Here is an 18114-nt window from a genome sequence, read left to right as displayed (position 1 = left end):
ACACCCCTTCGACGAGCTCAGGGAACCAACATCCCTTCGACGAGCTCAGGGGACCAACCAACTCCCCTTCGACAGGCTCAGGGAACCAACCGACTCCCCTTCGACGAGCTCAGGGAACCGCGGACCTCAGCCGAGCGCGGCGGAGGCGAAGCCGATCGAGCGGATGCCTCGACGGCGTCCGACGACGATGCCGGTGCCGACGACCCCGATCAGGGCGAACAGCGCGAGCACGCCGGCCGCCCCGGCGACGCCAGCTCCCCCGGCACCGGAGACGATGAGCTGCATGCCCTGCACCGCCCAGGTGAGCGGCAGGAACGGACTGATCGTCTGGTACGGCCCGCTCAGCGCCTCGATCGGCACGAGGCCGCCGGTCGCGGTGAGCTGCAGGGTGACGAGCACGAGCGAGATGATCATGCCGCCCCGTCCGAGCCACGTCATCAGCCAGGCGTGCACCGCGGTGAAGGCGAGCGCCGCGAGCGCGGAGAACGCGAGCGTCTGCGGGAGCAGCGACCACGACACCCCGAGCGCGAGGTGCAGCAGTCCGACGACCGCGACCGCCTGGCCGAGGGCCACGAGCCCGGCGCGGGCGAGCGCCCGCCAGACCAGGCCGCCGGTGGATGCGGTGCTGCGGAGCGCCTCGCGGCCGAACGGCCGGAAGACGAGGAACATCGCGAGCGCGCCCACCCAGAGCCCGATCGGCGCGAACCACATGCCGACGGCTTCGCCGGTCGAAGCGATCTCGTGGTTGCGCGTCGTGTCGACCGTCACCGGCTGCGAGACGACGTCGGCCATCTCCGGGCCGTTCACATCGGTGAGGGCGTCCGCCTGCTCTGCGCCGTCCGACAGCCCGCTCGCGAACTGCTTCGCGCCGCTCGCGAGCTCGCCCGCACCCGTCGCCGCGCTCGAGGCGCCGGTCGCGAGCTGGTCGAGTCCGCCGGCGAGCTCGCCGACGCCCGAGGCGAGACCGGATGCCCCGTCCGCGAGCTGAGCACCGCCGTCACGGATGCCGGCGGAGTTCGCCGCGAGCTGCTGAGCACCGGCGGCCGCCTGCGCGATTCCGCTCTCGAGCGCCCCGAGCCCGGCCGTCCCGGCCGCGAGCGGCTGACCTTGCTCGGCGACGGCGGTCATGGTGCCGCTGACCGTCGCCAGCTCGGTGTACAGCCCGGGGATCGCGGACGGGTCCGTGTTCGCCAGAATCCGGGCGGTCACGTCGGCCAGCTGCGCCGAGTACGTGTCCACCGCTCCGACATACCCGCCGACGCCGCTGCCGAGCTGGCCGAGTCCGGTCGTCTGCGTGGCGAGCTCGCCGAGCCCGCCCGCGATGCCGTCGACACCGCCCGTGTACTGGCTGACGCCGTTCGTGTACTGCCGGACGCCGTCGGCGTACTGCGAGGCCCCGCTTGCGGCATCCGAGGCGCCGGACGCCGCCGAGGCGACGCCCGTCGAGAGCTGACCGACGCCGGTCGACAGCGAGCCGGCACCGGTGGCGAGCTCGGAGGCGCCGTCGGCGGCCTGACCGAGCGAGCCGCCGAAGTCGGCGAGCCCGGCGTAGAGGCCCTCGAGGTACTGCTGGGTGAGGGTGCGGCCGAAGGCGGCGGTCATCGCGTCGCCGACCGACTGCACGACCGAGCCGGCGAGGTAGGAGTGCGCGTCGTCCGTGCGGATCTCGAGGTTCGCCTTCGTCGGGTTCGAACCCGAGAGCGAGGTCACCGAGGCCGAGAAGTCGGACGGGATCGTGAGCACCGCGTACGCCTCACCGTCGGCGAGCTTCTTCGCGGCCTCCTCGTCGTTCGAGATGGTCCAGTCGAACCCGGCGGCGTCACCGCCGGTGAGCTCGGTGACGAGCAGACGACCGGCGAGGACCTGCTGCTCGGCGCCGTCGGCGTCGGTCGTCGTGACCATCTCGTCGTCGTTCACCACGATCGCGGGGATCTGCTGGAGCTGGTCGTTCCCGCCCGCCACGGCGCCGGACACGACACCGGCGACCGCGAGCGGCACGGCGATGACGGCCGCGAGCAGCACGCCGTAGCGGAGCCGGCGCTGGGCCGGCGTGGTTCCGAAGAGTCGGGAGAGTCGGCCGCTCATCGCAGGGCCTCCTGGTGGTCGGTGGTGACGGGGGGAACGGGGAGCGCGGCGAGGTCGATCGTCTCGACTCCGCGCGCGGCGAAGAGGCTGCCAACGGCGGGCGCCTGGGCGGCGCGGCCGATGCCGACGATCAGGGCGACGTCGGCGGGCACGAGGACGGCGAGCGCGTCCCAGAGCTCGGCGGTCGCCGTGCCCGGGGCCTCGTCGAGGTCGATCGCGACGGCGTGCGGCCGCTCCGCGAGCGCCGCGGCGGTGGCGACGACGGCGCGAGCGGCGGCGCCGAGGGATTCGAGCGGGGTGTCGGCGTCGAAGCGCTCGCCGATCGCGAGCGCGGCCTTCCTGGCCCACTCCTCCGCCGCCCTGGAGGCGGGCGTGAGGCGGTACCAGGGGCGCGTGGCGTCGAGCCGGCGGGCGATCAGCTCGCCGACCGTGCCGCCGTCGAGGGCCTGATCGGCCGAGAGTTCCGCGATCGCGACGCGGCGGAGCACCTCGCCGCCGGAACCGGGCAGCGGACGGCCGAGGACCGCGAGCCGGCCGTCGACCGGCGCGAGCCGCGCGGCGAGCGTCGCGACGACGACCCGGCGGTCGACCGCGTCGCCGCGGACGAGCAGGACGCCGGCGACGGGCACCTCGACGTCGATCGGGCCGATCGCGCGCTCGGGCAGGCCGAACGTCGCCCGTTCCGCGAGCACCGCGGCCGGCCGCGCTTTCGCCCAGGCCTCCTGATCGAGGTGGGCGCGCAGGCCCTCGCCCTCGATGTCGACATCGGGGAGGACCCGGCCGAGCCACTTGGGCAGCCACCACGCCCCACGCCCGGCGAGCGCCATCGCGGCGGGCACGAGCGTCATCCGCACGAGGAAGGCGTCGAACGCGACGCCGATCGCGAGCGCGAAGGCGATGCCCTTGATCGGCCCGGAGCCCTCCGGGACGAAGGCGAAGAACACGAAGAACATGATGAGGGCCGCGGCGGTCACGACCCGGGCGGCGTGCTGGAAGCCGTGCACGATGGCCTCGCGCGGGCGCCCGCCCGGCGTCTCGCGCTTCGATCGCACGAACTCCTCCCGCATGCCGGACACGAGGAACACCTCGTAGTCCATCGCGAGGCCGAAGAGCACCGCCATCAGCAGGATCGGCAGGAAGCTCAGGATCGGCCCGGGCTCGATGTGCAGGAGGTCGGCGAACCAGCCCCACTGGAACACCGCGACCGTGACGCCGATGGCGCCGAACGCGGAGAGCAGGAAGCCGAGCGCGGCCTTCACCGGCACGAACACCGAGCGGAACACGATGAGCAGCAGCACGATCGACAGCCCGACGACGATGAGCGCGAAGGGCACGAGCGCGTCGGTGAGCCGCTGCGAGATGTCGATCGAGACGGCGGTGTAGCCGGTCACCGCGATCGGCGTGCCGAAGTCGGCCTGGATGCCGGGTTCGAGCTCGCGGATGGACTCCACGAGCTGCTTCGTCGCCGGGTCGTCGGGCGCGCTCTCCGGGATGACCTGGATGATCGCGGTGTCGACGGTCGGGTTCGGCATGCCGTCGCCGACGTAGGCGACGTCGTCGAGCGCGCCGATGCGGGCGCCGATCGCGTCGAGGTCGTCGAAGATGTCGGTCGTCTGCGTGATGTCGACGGTGACGATGAGCGGGCCGTTGTAGCCCGGACCGAAGCCGTCGGAGATGAGGTCGTACGCCTCGCGCGAGCTGGAGCCGACGGGGTCGGTCGCCGCGCTCGGCAGGTTGAGGTCGAGGCTCAGCGCGGGCAGGGATGCGGCGCCGAGCAGGCCGACGATGACGACGACGAAGGCGATCGGCGCCTTCAGCACGGTGTCGACCCAGCGCCGGCCGAGGGGCTTCCTGCCACCGTCGTCCGAGGCGTTGGCGCGCCGGTGCGCGCGACTGCCGGGCTTCGGCACGAGGCGCGTGCCGAGCACGCCGAGGAGCGCGGGCAGGAGGGTGACGGCGCCGACGACGGCGATCAGCACGGCGAAGGCCGCGCCGACGCCCATGACGCTGAGGAACGGAATGCCGACGACGAGGAGGCCGAGGAGCGCGATGATCACGGTGAGCCCGGCGAAGACGACCGCGCCGCCCGCTGTCGCGACCGCCTCGGCGGCGCTCTCCTCCGGGTCCTGTCCGCGGGCGAGCTGGGTTCGATGCCTGGACAGGATGAACAGCGCGTAGTCGATGCCGACGGCGAGGCCGATCATGACCGCCAGCATCGGCGCGGTGCTGGAGACCGGCGTAATGGCGGCGACGATCGAGATGCCGCCGAAGGCGAGACCGACGCCGACGAGGGCGGTGAGCAGCGGCATGCCCGCCGCGAGGAGTGAGCCGAAGGTGATGAAGAGCACGACGCCCGCGAAGAGCACGCCGAGCGCCTCGGTGACGGTCAGCCCGAAGCTCGTGTCCTGGAACACCTCGCCGCCGAACGCGACCTCCATGCCGGCATCCGTCGCGAGGCTCTTGGTGGCGGTCACGGCGTCGAGCTGCGCCTGGGTGACGTCGGTGCTCGGGCCGTCGAACTGCACCTGGATGATCGCGGTGCGCTCGTCGCCGGAGACCTGGTCGCCGGCGTATTCGTCGAAGGGTCCGAGCACGCTCGCGACGCCGTCGATGTCGGCGAGCTCGCTCGACATCTCGTCGATGGCGTCGCGGTAGTGCGCGTCTTCGACGCTGGCCCCGTCGGGGGCTTCGACGACCGCGCGCGCCGAGGCACCGGCGGTCTGCGGGAACACGGCGGCGAGCTGATCGATCGCCGACTGCGACTCGGTACCGGGAATCGCGAACGACTCCTGGAGCTGGCCGCCGAGGCCGATGCCGGCGCCGAGGAACGCCCCGAGCGCGAGCACCCAGGTGACGATGACGAGCCAGCCGCGACGGTAGGCGAAGCGGCCGATGCGGTGCAGGAGGAGGGCCATGGTGTCTTCCGGGTCAGCGGCCGGCGGCCGGGATCAGCAGTTCGGCGAGGACGTCGACGAGCGCGGTGCGCACGTCGTCGTCGGTGTACGAGGCGGCGAGGTGGGTCATCTCGTCGTCGTCGAAGAAGGTGGCGCCGGCGACGAGCGCGTAGGTCGCGCCGGCGAGCGCGACGCCGAAGCGCATCTGCTCGGCGAGGGTGGCGCCGGTGCAGATCGCGTCGGCGAGCACGCGGATCGCGGCGTTGCCGCGCTCGATCGTGGGGATGCCGCGGAGCGAGTGCCCCTGGCTCACGAAGAGGTGCACCGCGAGACGTTCGCCGAGCAGGAGGTCGACGAAGCGGCCGATGAACGCGCCGCGGGCGGCGTCGGAGCGGCGGCCCTCGGCGAACTCGGCGACGAGCACCTCCAGCTGGTCGATCGCAGGGGTGACCGCGGCCTCGAGCAGTGCCTCCTTCGAGGCGTAGTGGTAGAGCACGCTCGACTTCGAGTAGCCCGCGTGGTCGGCGATCTGCTGCAGCGACGTCGCGGTGAAGCCGACGGTCGCGAACTGCTCGAGCGCGGCCTGGCGCAGCTCGTCGCCGGCGCGGGCGCGCGCAGGGAGGGTGGCGTCGGAGGGCATGCTTCGACGCTAGCTGACCGATCGGTCAGACTCTGTCCGATCGGTCAGATTCTCGGTCGACTCCCAGCGCCCGTTCACCCGCCCGACATCCGGAGCACGGATGCCGGGACGCGCCGGGTTCGGCGCAAGGGGGCGACGCGGCCGGATTCGACGGGTAGCGTTGCGGCATGCGCAAGTACCTCTTCAGCGGAGCCGTGCTGAGTGCCGCCCTGAGCGGCATCGGCGTCGTCAAGGCGACCATGTCCGGGCCGCGCGACTGGCGGCTGCTCATGATGTGGATCGCCTGGGCCGCGAGCCTCGCCGTCGCGATCGGCACGGTCGCCGACGAGACGTCGCGCGACGAACTGGAGTAGGCTCCGCGCCTCGCGTTCTGCGGCGTGTCCCCCGCCCGATGCCGCGCCCGTGCCCGAGACTTGAGGCACTGCACGCGATCGAGAGGGTTCCATGATGTTCCGCCGCTGGCGCCGCACGAGGCTCACCGCCGAAGCCTCGGAGCACGTCGCCGCGCCGGCGCCCCGGCCCTCCGCGGCCGACCTCCGCGGCGAGCAGATCTTCGAGCTCCTGCACGGCAAGCTCTCCGAGTTCATCGGCTCCTCCGGCGAGTGGACGCTCGTCCGCCGCACCGACGCCGACTCGGACCGCATCTTCCACGCGATCGTGACCCACCAGATCGCCGCCGAGCTCACCCGCAGCATCCTCGACGAGCGCGACAACGTCGCCGTCGTGGTCCCCGAGGGCGAGCAGCAGCTGGCCCTCGACTGGGAGCCGGCACCGCTCGTCGTCTGGGCCGAACCGCTCGGCGCGCACGTCGCGATGCCCGAGGCGCCCGCCTCGTTCGACGAGGAGAACGGCGAGTTCGCCGAGCAGCGCGCCGACATCGAGGCGCCGGCCGAGTCGGCCGAACACGCCGAGCTCGTGGAGCCCGAGGCGTCCGCCCTCGAGACCCCGGTCGCCGCCCGCGCGGCCTGAGGCATCCGCCCGCCGCTCCCCGCCCGTTCAAAATCCGGGCCGGATTCTTGTACGGCGATCCGAGCGAACGGGCCTGCGCCGCTCCTAGCGTGAGAACCGGGCGAACCCGCCCGACGACTCCGCGAGAGGGACGCAGCAGATGAGCACCGCACCGAGCACCGGATCCGAGCGCGACACCGCGTCCGAGCAGCCATCCGGCCCCGCGCGCCCCGGTCGCCGCCGCACCACGGCCCGCGACCTCGCCCAGATCGCGGTGTTCGCCGCCCTCATCGCCGCGCTCGGCGTGCCCGGCGCGATCCCCCTCGGGCCCGAGGGCGTGCCGATCACGCTGCAGACGCTCGGCGTCATGCTCGCCGGCGCGATCCTCGGCGCACGGAAGGGCTCGCTCGCGGTGCTCCTGTTCATCGCGCTGGTCGCCGCGGGGCTCCCGCTGCTCTCCGGCGGCCGGGGCGGGCTCGGCGTCTTCGTCGGCCCCTCGGTGGGGTACCTCCTCGGCTGGCTGCTCGGCGCCGCCGTGATCGGCTGGGCGACCGCACGACTGCTCCCCCGCTACCGGCTCGTGCCGGCGCTCCTCTGGACGGCGCTCGGCGGCATCGTGGCCGTCTACGCCGTCGGCATCCCGGTCTTCGCGCTCGTCACCGCGACGCCGATCGGGCTCGCCGCGGCGGGCGCTGCCGTCTTCCTCGTGGGCGATGCCATCAAGGTCGTGGCCACCGTGCTCGTCGCGAAGGGCGTGCACCGCGCCTGGCCGGGCCTCATCGAGCCGAAGCCATGGCCGTGGACCCGCGCCGCCGCCGCATCCGCCGACGGGACCGCGTGAGCGGCTGGCTCCGCGGACGCGTCGATCGCACCGCCCTCGCGATCGGCGGACGCGCCCTCGACTACGGCGGGCTCGGTGCGGCCGCAGCCGCGTTCGAGCTCCCGGCCGACGGCGCGCCGGTCTTCGTGGGACCGGGCGCCGATCCGCTCGCAGCGCTCGTCGCCGTGCTCGCGGGCCTCGAGCGCGGACGCCGGGTCGTCGTCGGAGCCGGCGAGGCCCCCACCGCAGCGCTGCCGCCCGGCACCGAGCTCGCGCTGACCACCTCCGGGTCGAGCGACGCCGCCGGCCGGGCCCGGATCGTCGCGCGCACGAACGCCTCCTGGCTCGCCTCGGCCGCGCCGCTGGCCGAGGTTGCCGGCATCGCGCCGGGCGCCGTCGTGCTCCTCTCCGGGCCGCTGCACGTCTCCATGCACCTCTACGCGGCGTTGCACACGCTCTTCCTCGGCGGCACGCTCACGGATGAGCCCCGCGCCGCCGAGGTGGTGCACGCGACGCCGACGCGCCTCCTCCGACTGCTCGACTCCCCCGCCGTCCCGGCCACTGCGATCGTCGCGGGGGCCGCGGTGCCCGAGGCGCTCCGCGAACTGGCGGCGGCGCGCGGCGTGCGGCTCATCGAGTACTACGGCGCCGCCGAGCTGTCGTTCGTCGGGATCGGCGAGGGCGGCGCACTGGCGGCGTTCCCGGGCGTCGAGGTCGAGCTGCGCGATGCGGCCGCCGGCGCCGGACTGGAGCTCTGGGCCCGGTCGCCCTACCTGGCGCTCGGGGTGCAGGGCGGCGGGATGCTGCGCCGGGACGAGCGCGGATTCGCGACCGTCGGCGATCTCGCCGAGCCCGTCGCCGCGCGGCCCGCTGATCCGTCCGCTGATCCGGCCGCTGCGCGACCCTCGGCTGCGGGGGCGAGCACCACCCCGCCCCGGTTCCGCGTGCTCGGCCGCGGTGACGCAGCGATCACCGTCGCCGGCGCGACCGTGCTCGCCGAGGAGGTGGAGCACCGCCTCGCCGAGCTGCCGGGCGTCGCGGCCGCGGTCGTGCTCGGCGAGCCCGACGAGCTCCTCGGGCAGCGTCTCGTGGCCGTCGTCGAGCTCGTCCCGGGAGCAGATCCCGAACCGGCCATCGCCGCCGCCGGGGCGCTCCCGGCCGCCTGGCGGCCGCGACGCTGGCACCAGGCATCCTCGGTGCCCGTGACCGCCTCGGGCAAGCCCGCCCGCGGCGTCGTCGCGAGCGAGCTGCGCGCCGGCCGGCTGCCCCGCATCGACCGGCAGGAGGTGCGTCCATGAGCTCCGCCGTCCTCGTCGCCGCCCGACGGACGCCGATCGGCACGGCGGGCCGCGCCCTCGCCGATCGCACCGTCGACGCGCTCGCGGCGCCGGTGCTCGCCGAGGTCGCCCGTCTCGTGGCACCCGCCGCGGTGCCGATCGACGACGTCGTGCTCGGCAACTGCATGGGCCCCGGCGGCGACCTCGCACGGGTGGCCGCGCTCCGCGCCGGCCTCGGCGACGAGGTGCCGGGCGTCACCGTCGACCGCCAGTGCGGATCCGGGCTCGACGCCGTGCTGCAGGCCGCGTCGCGGGTGCGGGCCGGCGACGCGCGGCTCGTGCTCGCCGGCGGTGCCGAGTCGGCCTCGACCGCGCCCCACCGCAGCTGGCCCGACGGCACGAGGTTCACCCGGGCGCCGTTCGCGCCGCCAGGCTTCCCCGACCCGGACATGGGCCCCGCAGCCGAGCGGCTCGCCGCGGTGCGGGGCATCTCCCGTGCGCGGCAGGACGCCTGGGCGGCGCGCTCCCACGCGCGCGCCGTCGCGGCGCAGGCCGCCGGACGCTTCGCTGACGAGCTCGTCGCCCTCGACGGGGTCACGGCCGACGAGCGCCCGAGCGCCCGCATCGGACCCGCTGTGCTCGCCCGGTTCGCCCCCGCCTTCACGGCCGAGGCGCGGGGCACCGTCACCGCGGGCAACTCGTGCGGCTTCTCGGACGGCGCCGCGGCGATGGCGGTGACGACCCCGGAGCTGGCCGGCGAGCTCGGGCTGCCCGCCCTCCGGGTGCGCGCCGCTGCGGTCGCGGCCGGCGACCCCGCCCTCCCCGGGCTCGGCGCCGCGTACGCCGCTCGGCTCGCGCTCGATCGGGCGGGACTCGCCGTGCCCGAGCTCGGTGCCGTCGAGATCACCGAGGCCTTCGCGGCGCAGCTGCTGGCGGTGAGCGACGAGCTCGGACTCGACGAGGACGAGATCAGCGGCGACGGGGGCGCGATCGCGCTCGGTCACCCGTGGGGGGCCTCGGGCGCGGTGCTCCTCGTCCGGCTCGCAGCGCGCCTGTTCGCCGGCGACGACGATCGACCCGCGCTGGCGGCCTGCTCGATCGGCGGCGGCCAGGGCGTCGCGATGGTCGTGGAGCGGATCGCATGAGCGGCATCGTCTTCGAGCGCGTGAGCCACGCCTTCGACGGACGGCGCGTCGTCGACAGCGTGTCCCTCGAGCTCACGGAGCGACGCGTCGGCATCGTCGGCGCGAACGGTTCCGGCAAGTCGACGCTCGCGCGGATGATCAACGGCCTCGTCGAGCCCGACTCCGGCCGGGTGCTCGTCGACGGGCTCGACGTGGCGACGCAGGGCCGCGAAGTGCGCCGGCGGGTGGGCTTCGTGTTCACGAACGCCGACACCCAGATCGTCATGCCGACCGTCCGCGAGGACGTCGCCTTCACCCTTCGGCGGCACCGGCTGCCCCGCGCGGAGGCCGACGGACGGGTGGATGCCGCGCTCGCCCGCTTCGGCCTCACGGAGCTCGCCGACCGCCCGGCGCACCGGCTCTCCGGCGGGCAGAAGCAGCTCCTCGCCCTCGCGAGCGTGCTGGTGGGGCATCCGGCCGTCGTCGTCGCGGACGAGCCGACGACGCTCCTCGACGCGCGGAACGCCCGCCGCGTCGCCCGGCATCTCGCAGCCCTCGACGAGCAGCTCGTCGTGGTGAGCCACCAGCTCGAGCTGCTCGAGGACTTCGACCGCATCATCGTCATGGACGGCGGCCGCGTCGTCTGCGACGACGTGCCGGCGGCGGCGCTCCCCCGGTATCGGGCGATCATCGACGCCGACGACGCCGACGAGACGGATGCCGGCCGCGACGCCGGTCCGGATGCCGTGGAGCGGACCGGACGATGATCGGCGTGTACCACCCCGGCGACTCGCTCGTGCACCGCACGCCGGCGATCGTGAAACTCGGCGTACTGGCGGTGCTCGTGACGGCGATCGCGCTGCAGCACTCGGTGCTGGTGCTGGGCGGCGCGTGCCTGGTGGTGGCGGGGCTCGTCGCCCTCGCCCGCGTGCCCGTGCGGCTGCTCTGGCGGCAGCTCGTGCCGCTCCTCTGGCTGCTCGCGATCGCCGTGCCGCTGCAGCTCCTCATCGCGGGCTGGGAGCTCGCCGTCACCGTCGCGCTGCGCCTGCTCCTCGCGGTCGTGCTCGCCGGGGTGTACTCGCTCACCACCCCGGTCACCGAGACGCTCGACGCCGCCCAGCTGCTGCTCCGACCGTTCCGGCGGTGGATCGACGCCGACCGCGTCGGGCTCGCCCTCGCCCTCGCCATCCGCGCGATCCCGCTCCTCGGCGAGATCGTCGCCGAGGTGCTGGACGCCAGGCGCGCTCGTGGCGCCGAGGGATCGATCCGCGCCGTCGCGGTGCCCGTGATCGTGCGCGCGCTCCGCACGGCCGACCATCTCGGCGAGGCGCTCGTCGCCCGCGGGCTCGACGACTGAACGGAATCGCGCACCGCGTCAAGCCTCTCCGCCTCCCGCCGCCCGCTGGCTAGCCTGGCGTGATGAGCACTGCCGAACGGGAGACGGGGACCACCGCCGCGAAGCCGGCGAAGGCGAGCCCGCTCAAGCGGATCGTCGCCTGGGCGCTCGAGCGGAAGCCGGTGCGCGCGTTCCTCCTCTATCAGGAGCACCACGGCCCGATGCTCGCCGACAGCATCACGTACCGGGCGCTCTTCTCGCTGTTCGCCGGGGTGCTCCTCGGCTTCTCGGTGGCGGGCATCTGGCTCTCGCGGGACGACGAGGCGATGCAGGCGCTCGTCGATGCGCTCGGCCGGGTCATCCCGGGTCTCGTCGGCGACGGCGGCGCCATCGATCCGAAGAACCTGGTGCAGCCCGTCGCGTTCAGCGTCGCCGGCGTCATCGCGCTCGTCGGTCTCGTCGGCACCGCGATCGGCGCCGTCGGCTCGCTCGCCACCGCGTTCCGCGAGCTCGCCGATCAACCGGCCGACCAGACCTTCGTGGTCTGGGCGCTGCTGCGGAACCTCGCGATCGCGGTCGGCTTCGGGCTCGCGCTCGGCGCCGGGGCCGCGGTGACGATGGCGGGCACCGCGGCGATCGGCTCGGTGCTCGACTGGCTCGGCGTGCCCGCCCGCTCGGGCCTCGCGGACTTCGGGGTGCAGGCGCTGTCGGTGCTCGTCGTCCTCGCGATCGATACCGCGGCGATCGCCGCCCTCGTGCGACTGCTCTCCGGGCTGCGGCCCCGCGCCCGCTCGCTCTGGAGCGGCGCGCTACTCGGTGGGGTCGGGCTCACCGTGCTGCAGGTGCTCTCGGGGCTCTTCATCGGCGGGGCGTCGTCGAACCCGCTGCTCGCCTCCTTCGCTTCGCTGATCGCGCTGCTGCTCTGGTTGAACCTCTCGAGCCAGGTCGTCCTGCTCGCCGCGGCGTACATCGTCACGGGCGTCGACGAGGAGCACGACCGCGTCGCCGCGCGCTACGGCAGCCCGACGATCGCCGTCCGCCGCCTGCAGCGGGCCGAGCGCCGCGCGATGGCCGCGGTCGCCGAGGTGCAGGCCGCGCGCGACGCGGTCGACCGGGAGCGCGGCTGACGCGTCAGCGTGGCGTCCCCGGCTGGCACGGCCCGGCACCGTCGAAGGCCGGCTCCTCGGCCACTGCCGAGGCCGGAAGGCACGACCATGGCGATGGCCGGGATGAAGCCGGGGGTTCCCCGCCCTGCAGGAGTGCGCTGCGTGTCGTCGTTCAGCTCGCCCGAGGCTTCCACTCCGGAACGTATCCGCCCCGCCAGCGGTTCTTGTCTTCGGCGGCGCCCTGACGCAGCCATTCGAGTTTCCGCAGCAGTTCTCGCTCGAACGGAGTCGACTCGTTGGCGAACGTCCGAACCCCGGGCGGGAACGCAACCGCGTCGAGCAGCTCCGCGTACTCGGGATTCGCCTCCCCCGGCTGATGAATATTGGGCACGCCGTTCTGCGAGAGGAAGTAGACGTAGCGCCGGAATGCCTCGGGCATGAACCCGTTGAAGTCGTCGAACGACGCCGCAGCGTGCAACCGAGCGGCGTCGAGTTCCCCGTCGGCGAGCAGCCGATGCGGAATCCGGTGATATCTGGCGAGCTCGAGCGTGCGCGCATCGTGCGCGAGCAGCACGCCCGGGGTGCCCGCTGCGAGCGCGGCGATCGTGCCGTGGATCCTGGTGCCGAATGCGAACCGCTGTTCACGCATGAAACCGAGCCAGGTCCGCGGGTCGAGAAAGAAGCGGATGCGATCTTCCTGATACAGGGGGTGCCCGGTGTGCAATGGCAGCTCCGGATGGCCCGCCGCGGCGTCGGTGCCCCAGAGCAGCATCGCGAGTTCGTGGTGCTCCTGCGGAATGTATGTCAACCGCGGATACCGTGCGGTGTTGTGCCGAACCAGCTCTTCGACTCCGGCGGACGGAGTGATGTTCATCGCGATCGGGCTCTCTGGGCCGAGCTCGGCGTCATCCTCGCGGATCACCAGATCGCCCGCGTGATCGAACAGGCTCGGGCATCCGATCACCGGAACGTCGTCCGGCCCGAATCCGAGGGAGAGGAGGTACCGAGCAGTGTCTTCGCCGCGAACGCCGACCGAGGAAGAACGCTGCAGAACGGCGCGCACGAACTCGGTCGTCGCTTCGTCCACGTCAGACCCGCTCATTGCCGAACCGATCTCGGCCTGCCCGCCGACGCCGACGACGACGACCGGGATGTCGAGACGAGAGATCACGGCGGTGAGTCGCTTCAGCGATGGCAGGAACGCACCGCGGAACGCATTCGCGAGCGGGATCACATAGAGATCGAAGCGCTCGTTGATCTCAGCAGCGATCTCGTCGGGACGTTTCGTGAGCTCCACGTACAGCGAATCGACGGTGACCTCCGACGATGGGGTGTTCACCGCGCGGTAGACACTCTCGAGGAAGAGCGTGTTTCCAACGTTCGCTCCGAAGATCCCCCAACCCCAGCGAGCGAGAGAAGGCTCAGGGGCAAGCGGGACATGCGGCGGCTTTCCGCCACGGATGAGGATACGCACGCGTCGGGCCCTTCATTCGGTGAACCCTCAGCCTAAGGCCAATCGAATGAGCGTTTTGGGCTCGGGGCCGTCCGGGCCGAGGCCCGCCCCTCGACGGCGCCGATGCGGCGAGCGCGACCAGAAGGACATCGGAACGACAGCGCCGGCACCCGAGGAACGCCCGCAACGACGAAGGCCCCGGCGCGATGCCGGGGCCTTCTCTGTGGTGCACCCCCAGGGACTTGAACCCTGAACCCACTGATTAAGAGTCAGTTGCTCTGCCGATTGAGCTAGAGGTGCGAAGTGCGGATCTTGCGAACCCGAACCGAGAGACCACGTTATCAGCTCGGCATCCTTCGCGCCAATCGGCGCCGGACTCCGCGCGAACCCGGGCGCGTCGCCGCAGCCCGCGCCGGAAACGCGCCGTTCACCGACGGCCGATACGCTGAATCGGTGACCGAACTCTTCGCCGACGACCTCGCGCTCGCCCTCGAACTCGCCGCTCTCGCCGACGAGATCTCGCTCTCCCGCTTCCGTGCCGTCGACCTCGAGGTGCGGACGAAGCCCGACCGCACCCCCGTCACCGAAGCCGACCTCGCGGTCGAGCGAGCGATCCGCGACCGCCTCGCCGCGGCACGACCCGACGACGGCATCATCGGGGAGGAGTTCGGCACCGAGGGCAGCACGAGCCGCCAGTGGATCATCGACCCCATCGACGGCACCGCGAACTTCCTCCGCGGCGTCCCGGTCTGGGGCACGCTCATCGCCCTCGCGATCGACGGTGTGCCCGTCGTCGGCGTGGTCTCGGCCCCGGCGATGGGGCGACGCTGGTGGGCCGCCCGGGGCGCGGGCGCGTGGACGTACGATCTGCCCGACGAGCGCGGCGCACGGCCGGAGCCGCGCCGCCTCCAGGTCTCCCCGGTCGCAGAGCTCACGGATGCCTCGCTGAGCTTCCAGAGCCTCGCACAGTGGCGCGACGCCGGGTACCTCGACCGCCTGCTGGCGCTGTCGGAGCGGGTGTGGCGCGATCGCGCCTACGGCGACCTCTGGTCGTACATGCTGCTCGCGGAGGGCGTCATCGACATCGTCGGCGAGTTCGACGTGAAGATCTACGACCTCGCCGCGCTCGTGCCGATCGTCGAGGAGGCGGGCGGCCGCTTCACCTCGATCACCGGGGAGCCCGGTCCGCAGCACGGCAGCTCCCTCGCGACGAACGGCGCCGTGCACGAGCTCGTGCTCGACGCCCTGCGCTGAGCGCGCCGGCACCCGAACGGGGGTCGTGCCCGATAGAGTCGAGCGGCATCCATCCGACCCGACCCGACTGGAGCACCGATGGCCTCGTCGTACGACTACTTCCTCCTCGGCGACCACACCGCCGCCCGGGCCGCGATCCGCGGCGCGCTGGAGGCGCAGGGCTTCACCGTCACCGAGACGCCGAACGGCGGCTTCTTCGCGAAGCGCGGCAGCACCGCCCGCACCGTGTGGCTCGGCGCGATGGCCGGCTCGAAGTTCGTCATCAACCTCGCCGTCGACTTCATGGCCGATGCGGAGGGACGACTCGTCGCCCGACTGCACCGCGACATGACGAGCGGCGCCCTGCTCGGCGGCGCGATCGGCGCTGCGAAGACCGCGACGATCTTCGGCGAGACCGGCGACGCCGTGGCCAACGATCTCGTGGCGCGCCAGGTGCTCGCGCACCGCATCGACAACCCCTGAGCGCCGGGGCGGCTGCGCCCGGCCAGCTTCCCGGCCGAGCGCAGCGGCGTCACTCCGGTCGCAGCATCGGCAGCGGACCGCCGGTGCGCGCGTCGGCCCAGAGATCGACGCCCGCGTCGCGCGCGTGCTCGTCGATCGCGCGCAGCTCGTCGTCGGTGAAATCGAGCCGGGCGAGGGCGTCGAGGTTCTCGTCGAGCTGGGCGACGCTCGACGCGCCCACGACGAGGCTCGTCATCCGCTCGTCGCGGAGCGCCCAGGCGAGGGCGAGCTGCGCGAGCGACTGGCCGCGCGACGCCGCAATCTCGTTCAGCGCCCGCAGGTGGTCGAGCAGTTCGTCGGTGAGCACCTCGCGATCGAGCGAGCCGTCGGACGCGGCGCGCGACCCCTCGGGCACTCCGCCGAGGTACTTGCCGGTGAGCAGCCCCTGGGCGAGCGCCGTGAAACCGATGACGCCGAAGCCGAGCTCGCCGGCGACGTCGAGGAGGCCGTCGGTCTCGACCCAGCGGTTCAGCATCGAGTAGGAGGGCTGGTGGATCGTGAGCGGCGTGCCGAGCTCGGCGAGCAGGCCCGCCATCCGGCGCGCGTCGTCGGCCGCGTAGGACGAGATGCCGACGTAGAGCGCCTTGCCGGCCCGCACGATCGCATCGAGGGCCGACGCGGTCTCCTCGAGCGGGGTGCCGGGGTCGGGACGGTGGTGGTAGAACACGTCGACGTAGTCGAGCCCGAGCCGCGCCAGCGATCCGTCGAGGCTCGAGATCAGGTACTTGCGGCTGCCCCCTGCGCCGTAGGGCCCCGGCCACATGTCCCAGCCGGCCTTCGTCGAGACCACGAGCTCGTCGCGGTGCGCGGCGAGCTCGCCGCGGATCACCCGGCCGACGTTCACCTCGGAGGCGCCGTAGGGCGGACCGTAGTTGTTCGCGAGGTCGAAATGGATCACGCCCCGGTCGAACGCGCGGAGCAGGATGTCGCGCTGCCGCTCGGCCGGACGGTCGTCGCCGAAGTTCTGCCAGAGCCCCAGGGAGAGCAGGGGCAGCTGGAGCCCCGATCGCCCGGAGCGCCGGTACGTCATCTGGTCGTAGCGGTCGCTGGCCGCGGAGTAGCTCATCGCTCGATCGTAGCGGCGGCCGCCGACGCCGCGGCGGAGCATCCGCGGCTCAGACGCCGAGCAGGAACCGCAGCACGATCCAGCCGCCGAGGACACCCACGCCGATCGCGATGCCGCTCCACGGCACGCCGGTGCGGAGCCGTCGGCCCTCGAGCGCGATCGCCTCGCCCTCGTCCGCCCGCTCGTCGCGGTAGCGACGCGTCTGCCGTCTCGCCTTCGGGAGCACGAGCGCCATAATCCGCTCGTAGCGCCGCCAGGTCTCCGGATCGAGCAGATCGACGGGACGGCGGGTGAAGAGCGTCATCCGGTCGTCGACGATCTCGACGTCGAAGTCGCCCGCCTCGTCGATGAGGAGCGCCATGAGGTCGGGGGTGAACACGTAGAGCGCGTCGCGTTCGTAGCCTTCGGGGCAGTAGAGCGCGAAGTGCCGGTCGAAGTCGCCCTCGAGCGAGAGCCGCTGCGCGCGATGCATCGTCTCCGGGAGCGAGCTCTGCCCGAGCACGTTGTCCCGCGTGGCGTCGAGGACGAGGTGCGGGAGTTCGCGGGTGAGCCGGAGCGCCAGGTAGGACCACTCGACGGTGCGCCGCTCCTTGCCGCTGCCGGTCACGGCCTGCAGCACCCCGACGTCGAAGAACTCGCCCGAGCCGGCGAAGAGCCGGTCGCGCACGAGCCGGGTGGTTCCGACCGAGAAGATCGTCCCCGGGTACTGGGGTGCGTTCCCCTCCGGCATCCAATACAGCCGGTTGTCCCGGGCGAAGCGCTCGAGCCGCAGGTGACGGGCCCGACGCCGGCGTGCCGCGCCGAGCGACGAGATGCTCACCGCGACGACGAACGCGGCCATGCCGCAGAGGACGAGCAGGAAGAACGCCGCGGGCCACGGACCGCGCTCCACCCACTCGTCGAGGACGCCGAAGAACGTCGCGGTGAACACGAGCGCGAGGAATCCGGCGCCGAGGGCCCGCCAGAGCAGGCCGATGGGCGTGGGCCGATCGGCTCGGGCGGCGAGCGCGAGCTCCCGCGCCTCCTCCGGCCCGAACGGCGCGGTGAGCGCAGAGGTGTCGAGGGCCGGACGCACGACGGCCAGCCTAGAGGATGCCGCGACCTCGGCAGCCGCACGGCTGCACCGCGCACGCACGACGGGCCGCCCCGAGGGACGGCCCGTCATGCTGGCATCGCGTGCGACAACGACCGGTGGTGGAGATGGGGGGAATTGAACCCCCGTCCATCGCTGAGTTTCCACGCCTTCTCCGGGCGCATCCTGTGGAGCGTTCTACTCGGCCCCGACCGTTGTCACAGGCACCTCGGTCGACGAGCCCAGCCTGAAGAAGTCCCGCACGTCGCTCAGGCGACGACGCGCAGCAAGTTCCCTAAATGACGCCAGGGACCGGGGCGGGAACCAACCCGGACTGACGGACTATCGGACTCGCTTAGGCAGCGAGGGCGAAGTCAGACTGCTTCTTATTGGCAGTTATTTGTTCGCAGGGAGCGTTCACGAGATAACCCTGCATCCTCGGCCCGCTTCTCGTGGGCGCACAGGCGATGTCGAAACCGATCATCCCCATGAGCACCGCCGGAGTCGTCCGTCAGGAGTCGTCCGTGTCGGAGGGCCG

At 72.9% G+C, this 18114-nt stretch carries 16 protein-coding genes, 1 tRNA gene and 1 other RNA gene; 10 read left to right on the top strand and 8 right to left on the bottom strand.

The features are described from left to right. Nucleotides 1-126: 126 nt before the first annotated feature. From ROT00_RS01000 to ROT00_RS00990, 3 genes are read right to left on the bottom strand one after another with little or no spacing between them, the layout of a single operon-like run. Complete coding sequence (locus ROT00_RS01000) at nucleotides 127-2085, bottom strand: YhgE/Pip family protein (RefSeq protein WP_404771656.1); 1959 nt, start codon at nucleotides 2083-2085, stop codon at nucleotides 127-129. Beyond that, nucleotides 2082-5000, bottom strand: coding sequence for an MMPL family transporter (locus ROT00_RS00995; protein ID WP_404771655.1), 2919 nt, complete (start codon nucleotides 4998-5000; stop codon nucleotides 2082-2084). Before ROT00_RS00995 ends, ROT00_RS01000 begins: the two co-directional genes overlap by 4 nt. Nucleotides 5001-5013: 13 nt before the next feature. Next, nucleotides 5014-5619, bottom strand: a complete 606-nt coding sequence (locus ROT00_RS00990; protein WP_404771654.1) for a TetR/AcrR family transcriptional regulator — start codon at nucleotides 5617-5619, stop codon at nucleotides 5014-5016. A 167-nt stretch (nucleotides 5620-5786) separates the two neighbouring features. On the opposite strand from ROT00_RS00990, the gene ROT00_RS00985 reads away from it, so the two are divergent. The 8 genes from ROT00_RS00985 (at nucleotide 5787) to ROT00_RS00950 (ending at nucleotide 12251) form a co-directional block, all read left to right on the top strand. Then, nucleotides 5787-5972 carry a hypothetical protein gene (locus ROT00_RS00985; RefSeq protein ID WP_404771653.1) on the top strand — a complete coding sequence of 62 codons (186 nt, stop codon included), beginning with the start codon at nucleotides 5787-5789 and terminating at the stop codon, nucleotides 5970-5972. Between the two features lie 91 nt (nucleotides 5973-6063). Then, nucleotides 6064-6588: a hypothetical protein gene (locus tag ROT00_RS00980; protein ID WP_404771652.1), complete on the top strand. Its 525-nt coding sequence runs from the start codon at nucleotides 6064-6066 to the stop codon at nucleotides 6586-6588. A 139-nt stretch (nucleotides 6589-6727) separates the two neighbouring features. Continuing rightward, nucleotides 6728-7408 (top strand): biotin transporter BioY, encoded by a 681-nt coding sequence (locus tag ROT00_RS00975; RefSeq protein ID WP_404771651.1) that lies wholly within the window; start codon nucleotides 6728-6730, stop codon nucleotides 7406-7408. Further along, entirely contained in the window at nucleotides 7405-8685 is a 1281-nt protein-coding gene (locus ROT00_RS00970; RefSeq protein ID WP_404771650.1) for an AMP-binding enzyme, read from the top strand. The genes ROT00_RS00975 and ROT00_RS00970 overlap by 4 nt, the downstream gene beginning before the upstream one ends. Beyond that, nucleotides 8682-9809 (top strand): thiolase family protein, encoded by a 1128-nt coding sequence (locus ROT00_RS00965; protein ID WP_404771648.1) that lies wholly within the window; start codon nucleotides 8682-8684, stop codon nucleotides 9807-9809. The genes ROT00_RS00970 and ROT00_RS00965 overlap by 4 nt, the downstream gene beginning before the upstream one ends. Next, nucleotides 9806-10555, top strand: a complete 750-nt coding sequence (locus ROT00_RS00960; protein ID WP_404771646.1) for an energy-coupling factor ABC transporter ATP-binding protein — start codon at nucleotides 9806-9808, stop codon at nucleotides 10553-10555. Before ROT00_RS00965 ends, ROT00_RS00960 begins: the two co-directional genes overlap by 4 nt. Next, nucleotides 10552-11145, top strand: coding sequence for an energy-coupling factor transporter transmembrane component T family protein (locus ROT00_RS00955; RefSeq protein ID WP_404771644.1), 594 nt, complete (start codon nucleotides 10552-10554; stop codon nucleotides 11143-11145). The genes ROT00_RS00960 and ROT00_RS00955 overlap by 4 nt, the downstream gene beginning before the upstream one ends. A gap of 62 nt (nucleotides 11146-11207) precedes the next feature. Continuing rightward, nucleotides 11208-12251, top strand: a complete 1044-nt coding sequence (locus ROT00_RS00950) for a YihY/virulence factor BrkB family protein (RefSeq protein WP_404771642.1) — start codon at nucleotides 11208-11210, stop codon at nucleotides 12249-12251. 151 nt (nucleotides 12252-12402) lie between these two features. Here the strand turns inward: ROT00_RS00950 and ROT00_RS00945 are convergent, their stop codons facing one another. Then, a complete protein-coding gene (locus ROT00_RS00945; RefSeq protein ID WP_404771640.1) occupies nucleotides 12403-13704 on the bottom strand; it encodes a polysaccharide pyruvyl transferase family protein in 1302 nt (433 codons plus the stop codon). A gap of 203 nt (nucleotides 13705-13907) precedes the next feature. Continuing rightward, nucleotides 13908-13983, bottom strand: a tRNA-Lys gene (locus ROT00_RS00940). A gap of 153 nt (nucleotides 13984-14136) precedes the next feature. Between ROT00_RS00940 and hisN the strand changes: the two genes are divergently transcribed. Then, nucleotides 14137-14937 (top strand): histidinol-phosphatase, encoded by an 801-nt coding sequence (gene hisN / locus ROT00_RS00935; RefSeq protein WP_404771638.1) that lies wholly within the window; start codon nucleotides 14137-14139, stop codon nucleotides 14935-14937. 78 nt (nucleotides 14938-15015) lie between these two features. Beyond that, complete coding sequence (locus tag ROT00_RS00930) at nucleotides 15016-15399, top strand: hypothetical protein (RefSeq protein ID WP_404771636.1); 384 nt, start codon at nucleotides 15016-15018, stop codon at nucleotides 15397-15399. Between the two features lie 49 nt (nucleotides 15400-15448). Here ROT00_RS00930 and mgrA read toward each other — a convergent pair whose 3' ends face one another. From mgrA to ssrA, 3 genes are all read right to left on the bottom strand, one after another. Beyond that, nucleotides 15449-16504: an L-glyceraldehyde 3-phosphate reductase gene (mgrA, locus tag ROT00_RS00925; RefSeq protein WP_404771635.1), complete on the bottom strand. Its 1056-nt coding sequence runs from the start codon at nucleotides 16502-16504 to the stop codon at nucleotides 15449-15451. A 49-nt stretch (nucleotides 16505-16553) separates the two neighbouring features. After that, a complete protein-coding gene (locus tag ROT00_RS00920; RefSeq protein ID WP_404771634.1) occupies nucleotides 16554-17579 on the bottom strand; it encodes a hypothetical protein in 1026 nt (341 codons plus the stop codon). A gap of 117 nt (nucleotides 17580-17696) precedes the next feature. Then, nucleotides 17697-18064, bottom strand: a transfer-messenger RNA (tmRNA) gene (gene ssrA / locus ROT00_RS00915). Nucleotides 18065-18114 lie beyond the last annotated feature (50 nt).

Origin of the sequence: Agromyces mediolanus, assembly GCF_044917495.1 — a bacterium.
GTDB classification, from domain to species: domain Bacteria; phylum Actinomycetota; class Actinomycetes; order Actinomycetales; family Microbacteriaceae; genus Agromyces; species Agromyces mediolanus_B.
Note: the sequence above shows the minus strand (reverse complement) of the source record. Positions and strands in the feature narration are given on the sequence as shown.

Bases quoted from the DNA above. Each gene is read 5' to 3' on its own strand.
- ROT00_RS01000 (WP_404771656.1), bottom strand. From the start codon at position 2,085: ATGAGCGGCCGACTCTCCCGACTCTTCGGAACCACGCCGGCCCAGCGC.
- ROT00_RS00995 (WP_404771655.1), bottom strand. From the start codon at position 5,000: ATGGCCCTCCTCCTGCACCGCATCGGCCGCTTCGCCTACCGTCGCGGC.
- ROT00_RS00990 (WP_404771654.1), bottom strand. From the start codon at position 5,619: ATGCCCTCCGACGCCACCCTCCCTGCGCGCGCCCGCGCCGGCGACGAG.
- ROT00_RS00985 (WP_404771653.1), top strand. From the start codon at position 5,787: ATGCGCAAGTACCTCTTCAGCGGAGCCGTGCTGAGTGCCGCCCTGAGC.
- ROT00_RS00980 (WP_404771652.1), top strand. From the start codon at position 6,064: ATGATGTTCCGCCGCTGGCGCCGCACGAGGCTCACCGCCGAAGCCTCG.
- ROT00_RS00975 (WP_404771651.1), top strand. From the start codon at position 6,728: ATGAGCACCGCACCGAGCACCGGATCCGAGCGCGACACCGCGTCCGAG.
- ROT00_RS00965 (WP_404771648.1), top strand. From the start codon at position 8,682: ATGAGCTCCGCCGTCCTCGTCGCCGCCCGACGGACGCCGATCGGCACG.
- ROT00_RS00960 (WP_404771646.1), top strand. From the start codon at position 9,806: ATGAGCGGCATCGTCTTCGAGCGCGTGAGCCACGCCTTCGACGGACGG.
- ROT00_RS00955 (WP_404771644.1), top strand. From the start codon at position 10,552: ATGATCGGCGTGTACCACCCCGGCGACTCGCTCGTGCACCGCACGCCG.
- ROT00_RS00950 (WP_404771642.1), top strand. From the start codon at position 11,208: ATGAGCACTGCCGAACGGGAGACGGGGACCACCGCCGCGAAGCCGGCG.
- ROT00_RS00930 (WP_404771636.1), top strand. From the start codon at position 15,016: ATGGCCTCGTCGTACGACTACTTCCTCCTCGGCGACCACACCGCCGCC.
- mgrA (WP_404771635.1), bottom strand. From the start codon at position 16,504: ATGAGCTACTCCGCGGCCAGCGACCGCTACGACCAGATGACGTACCGG.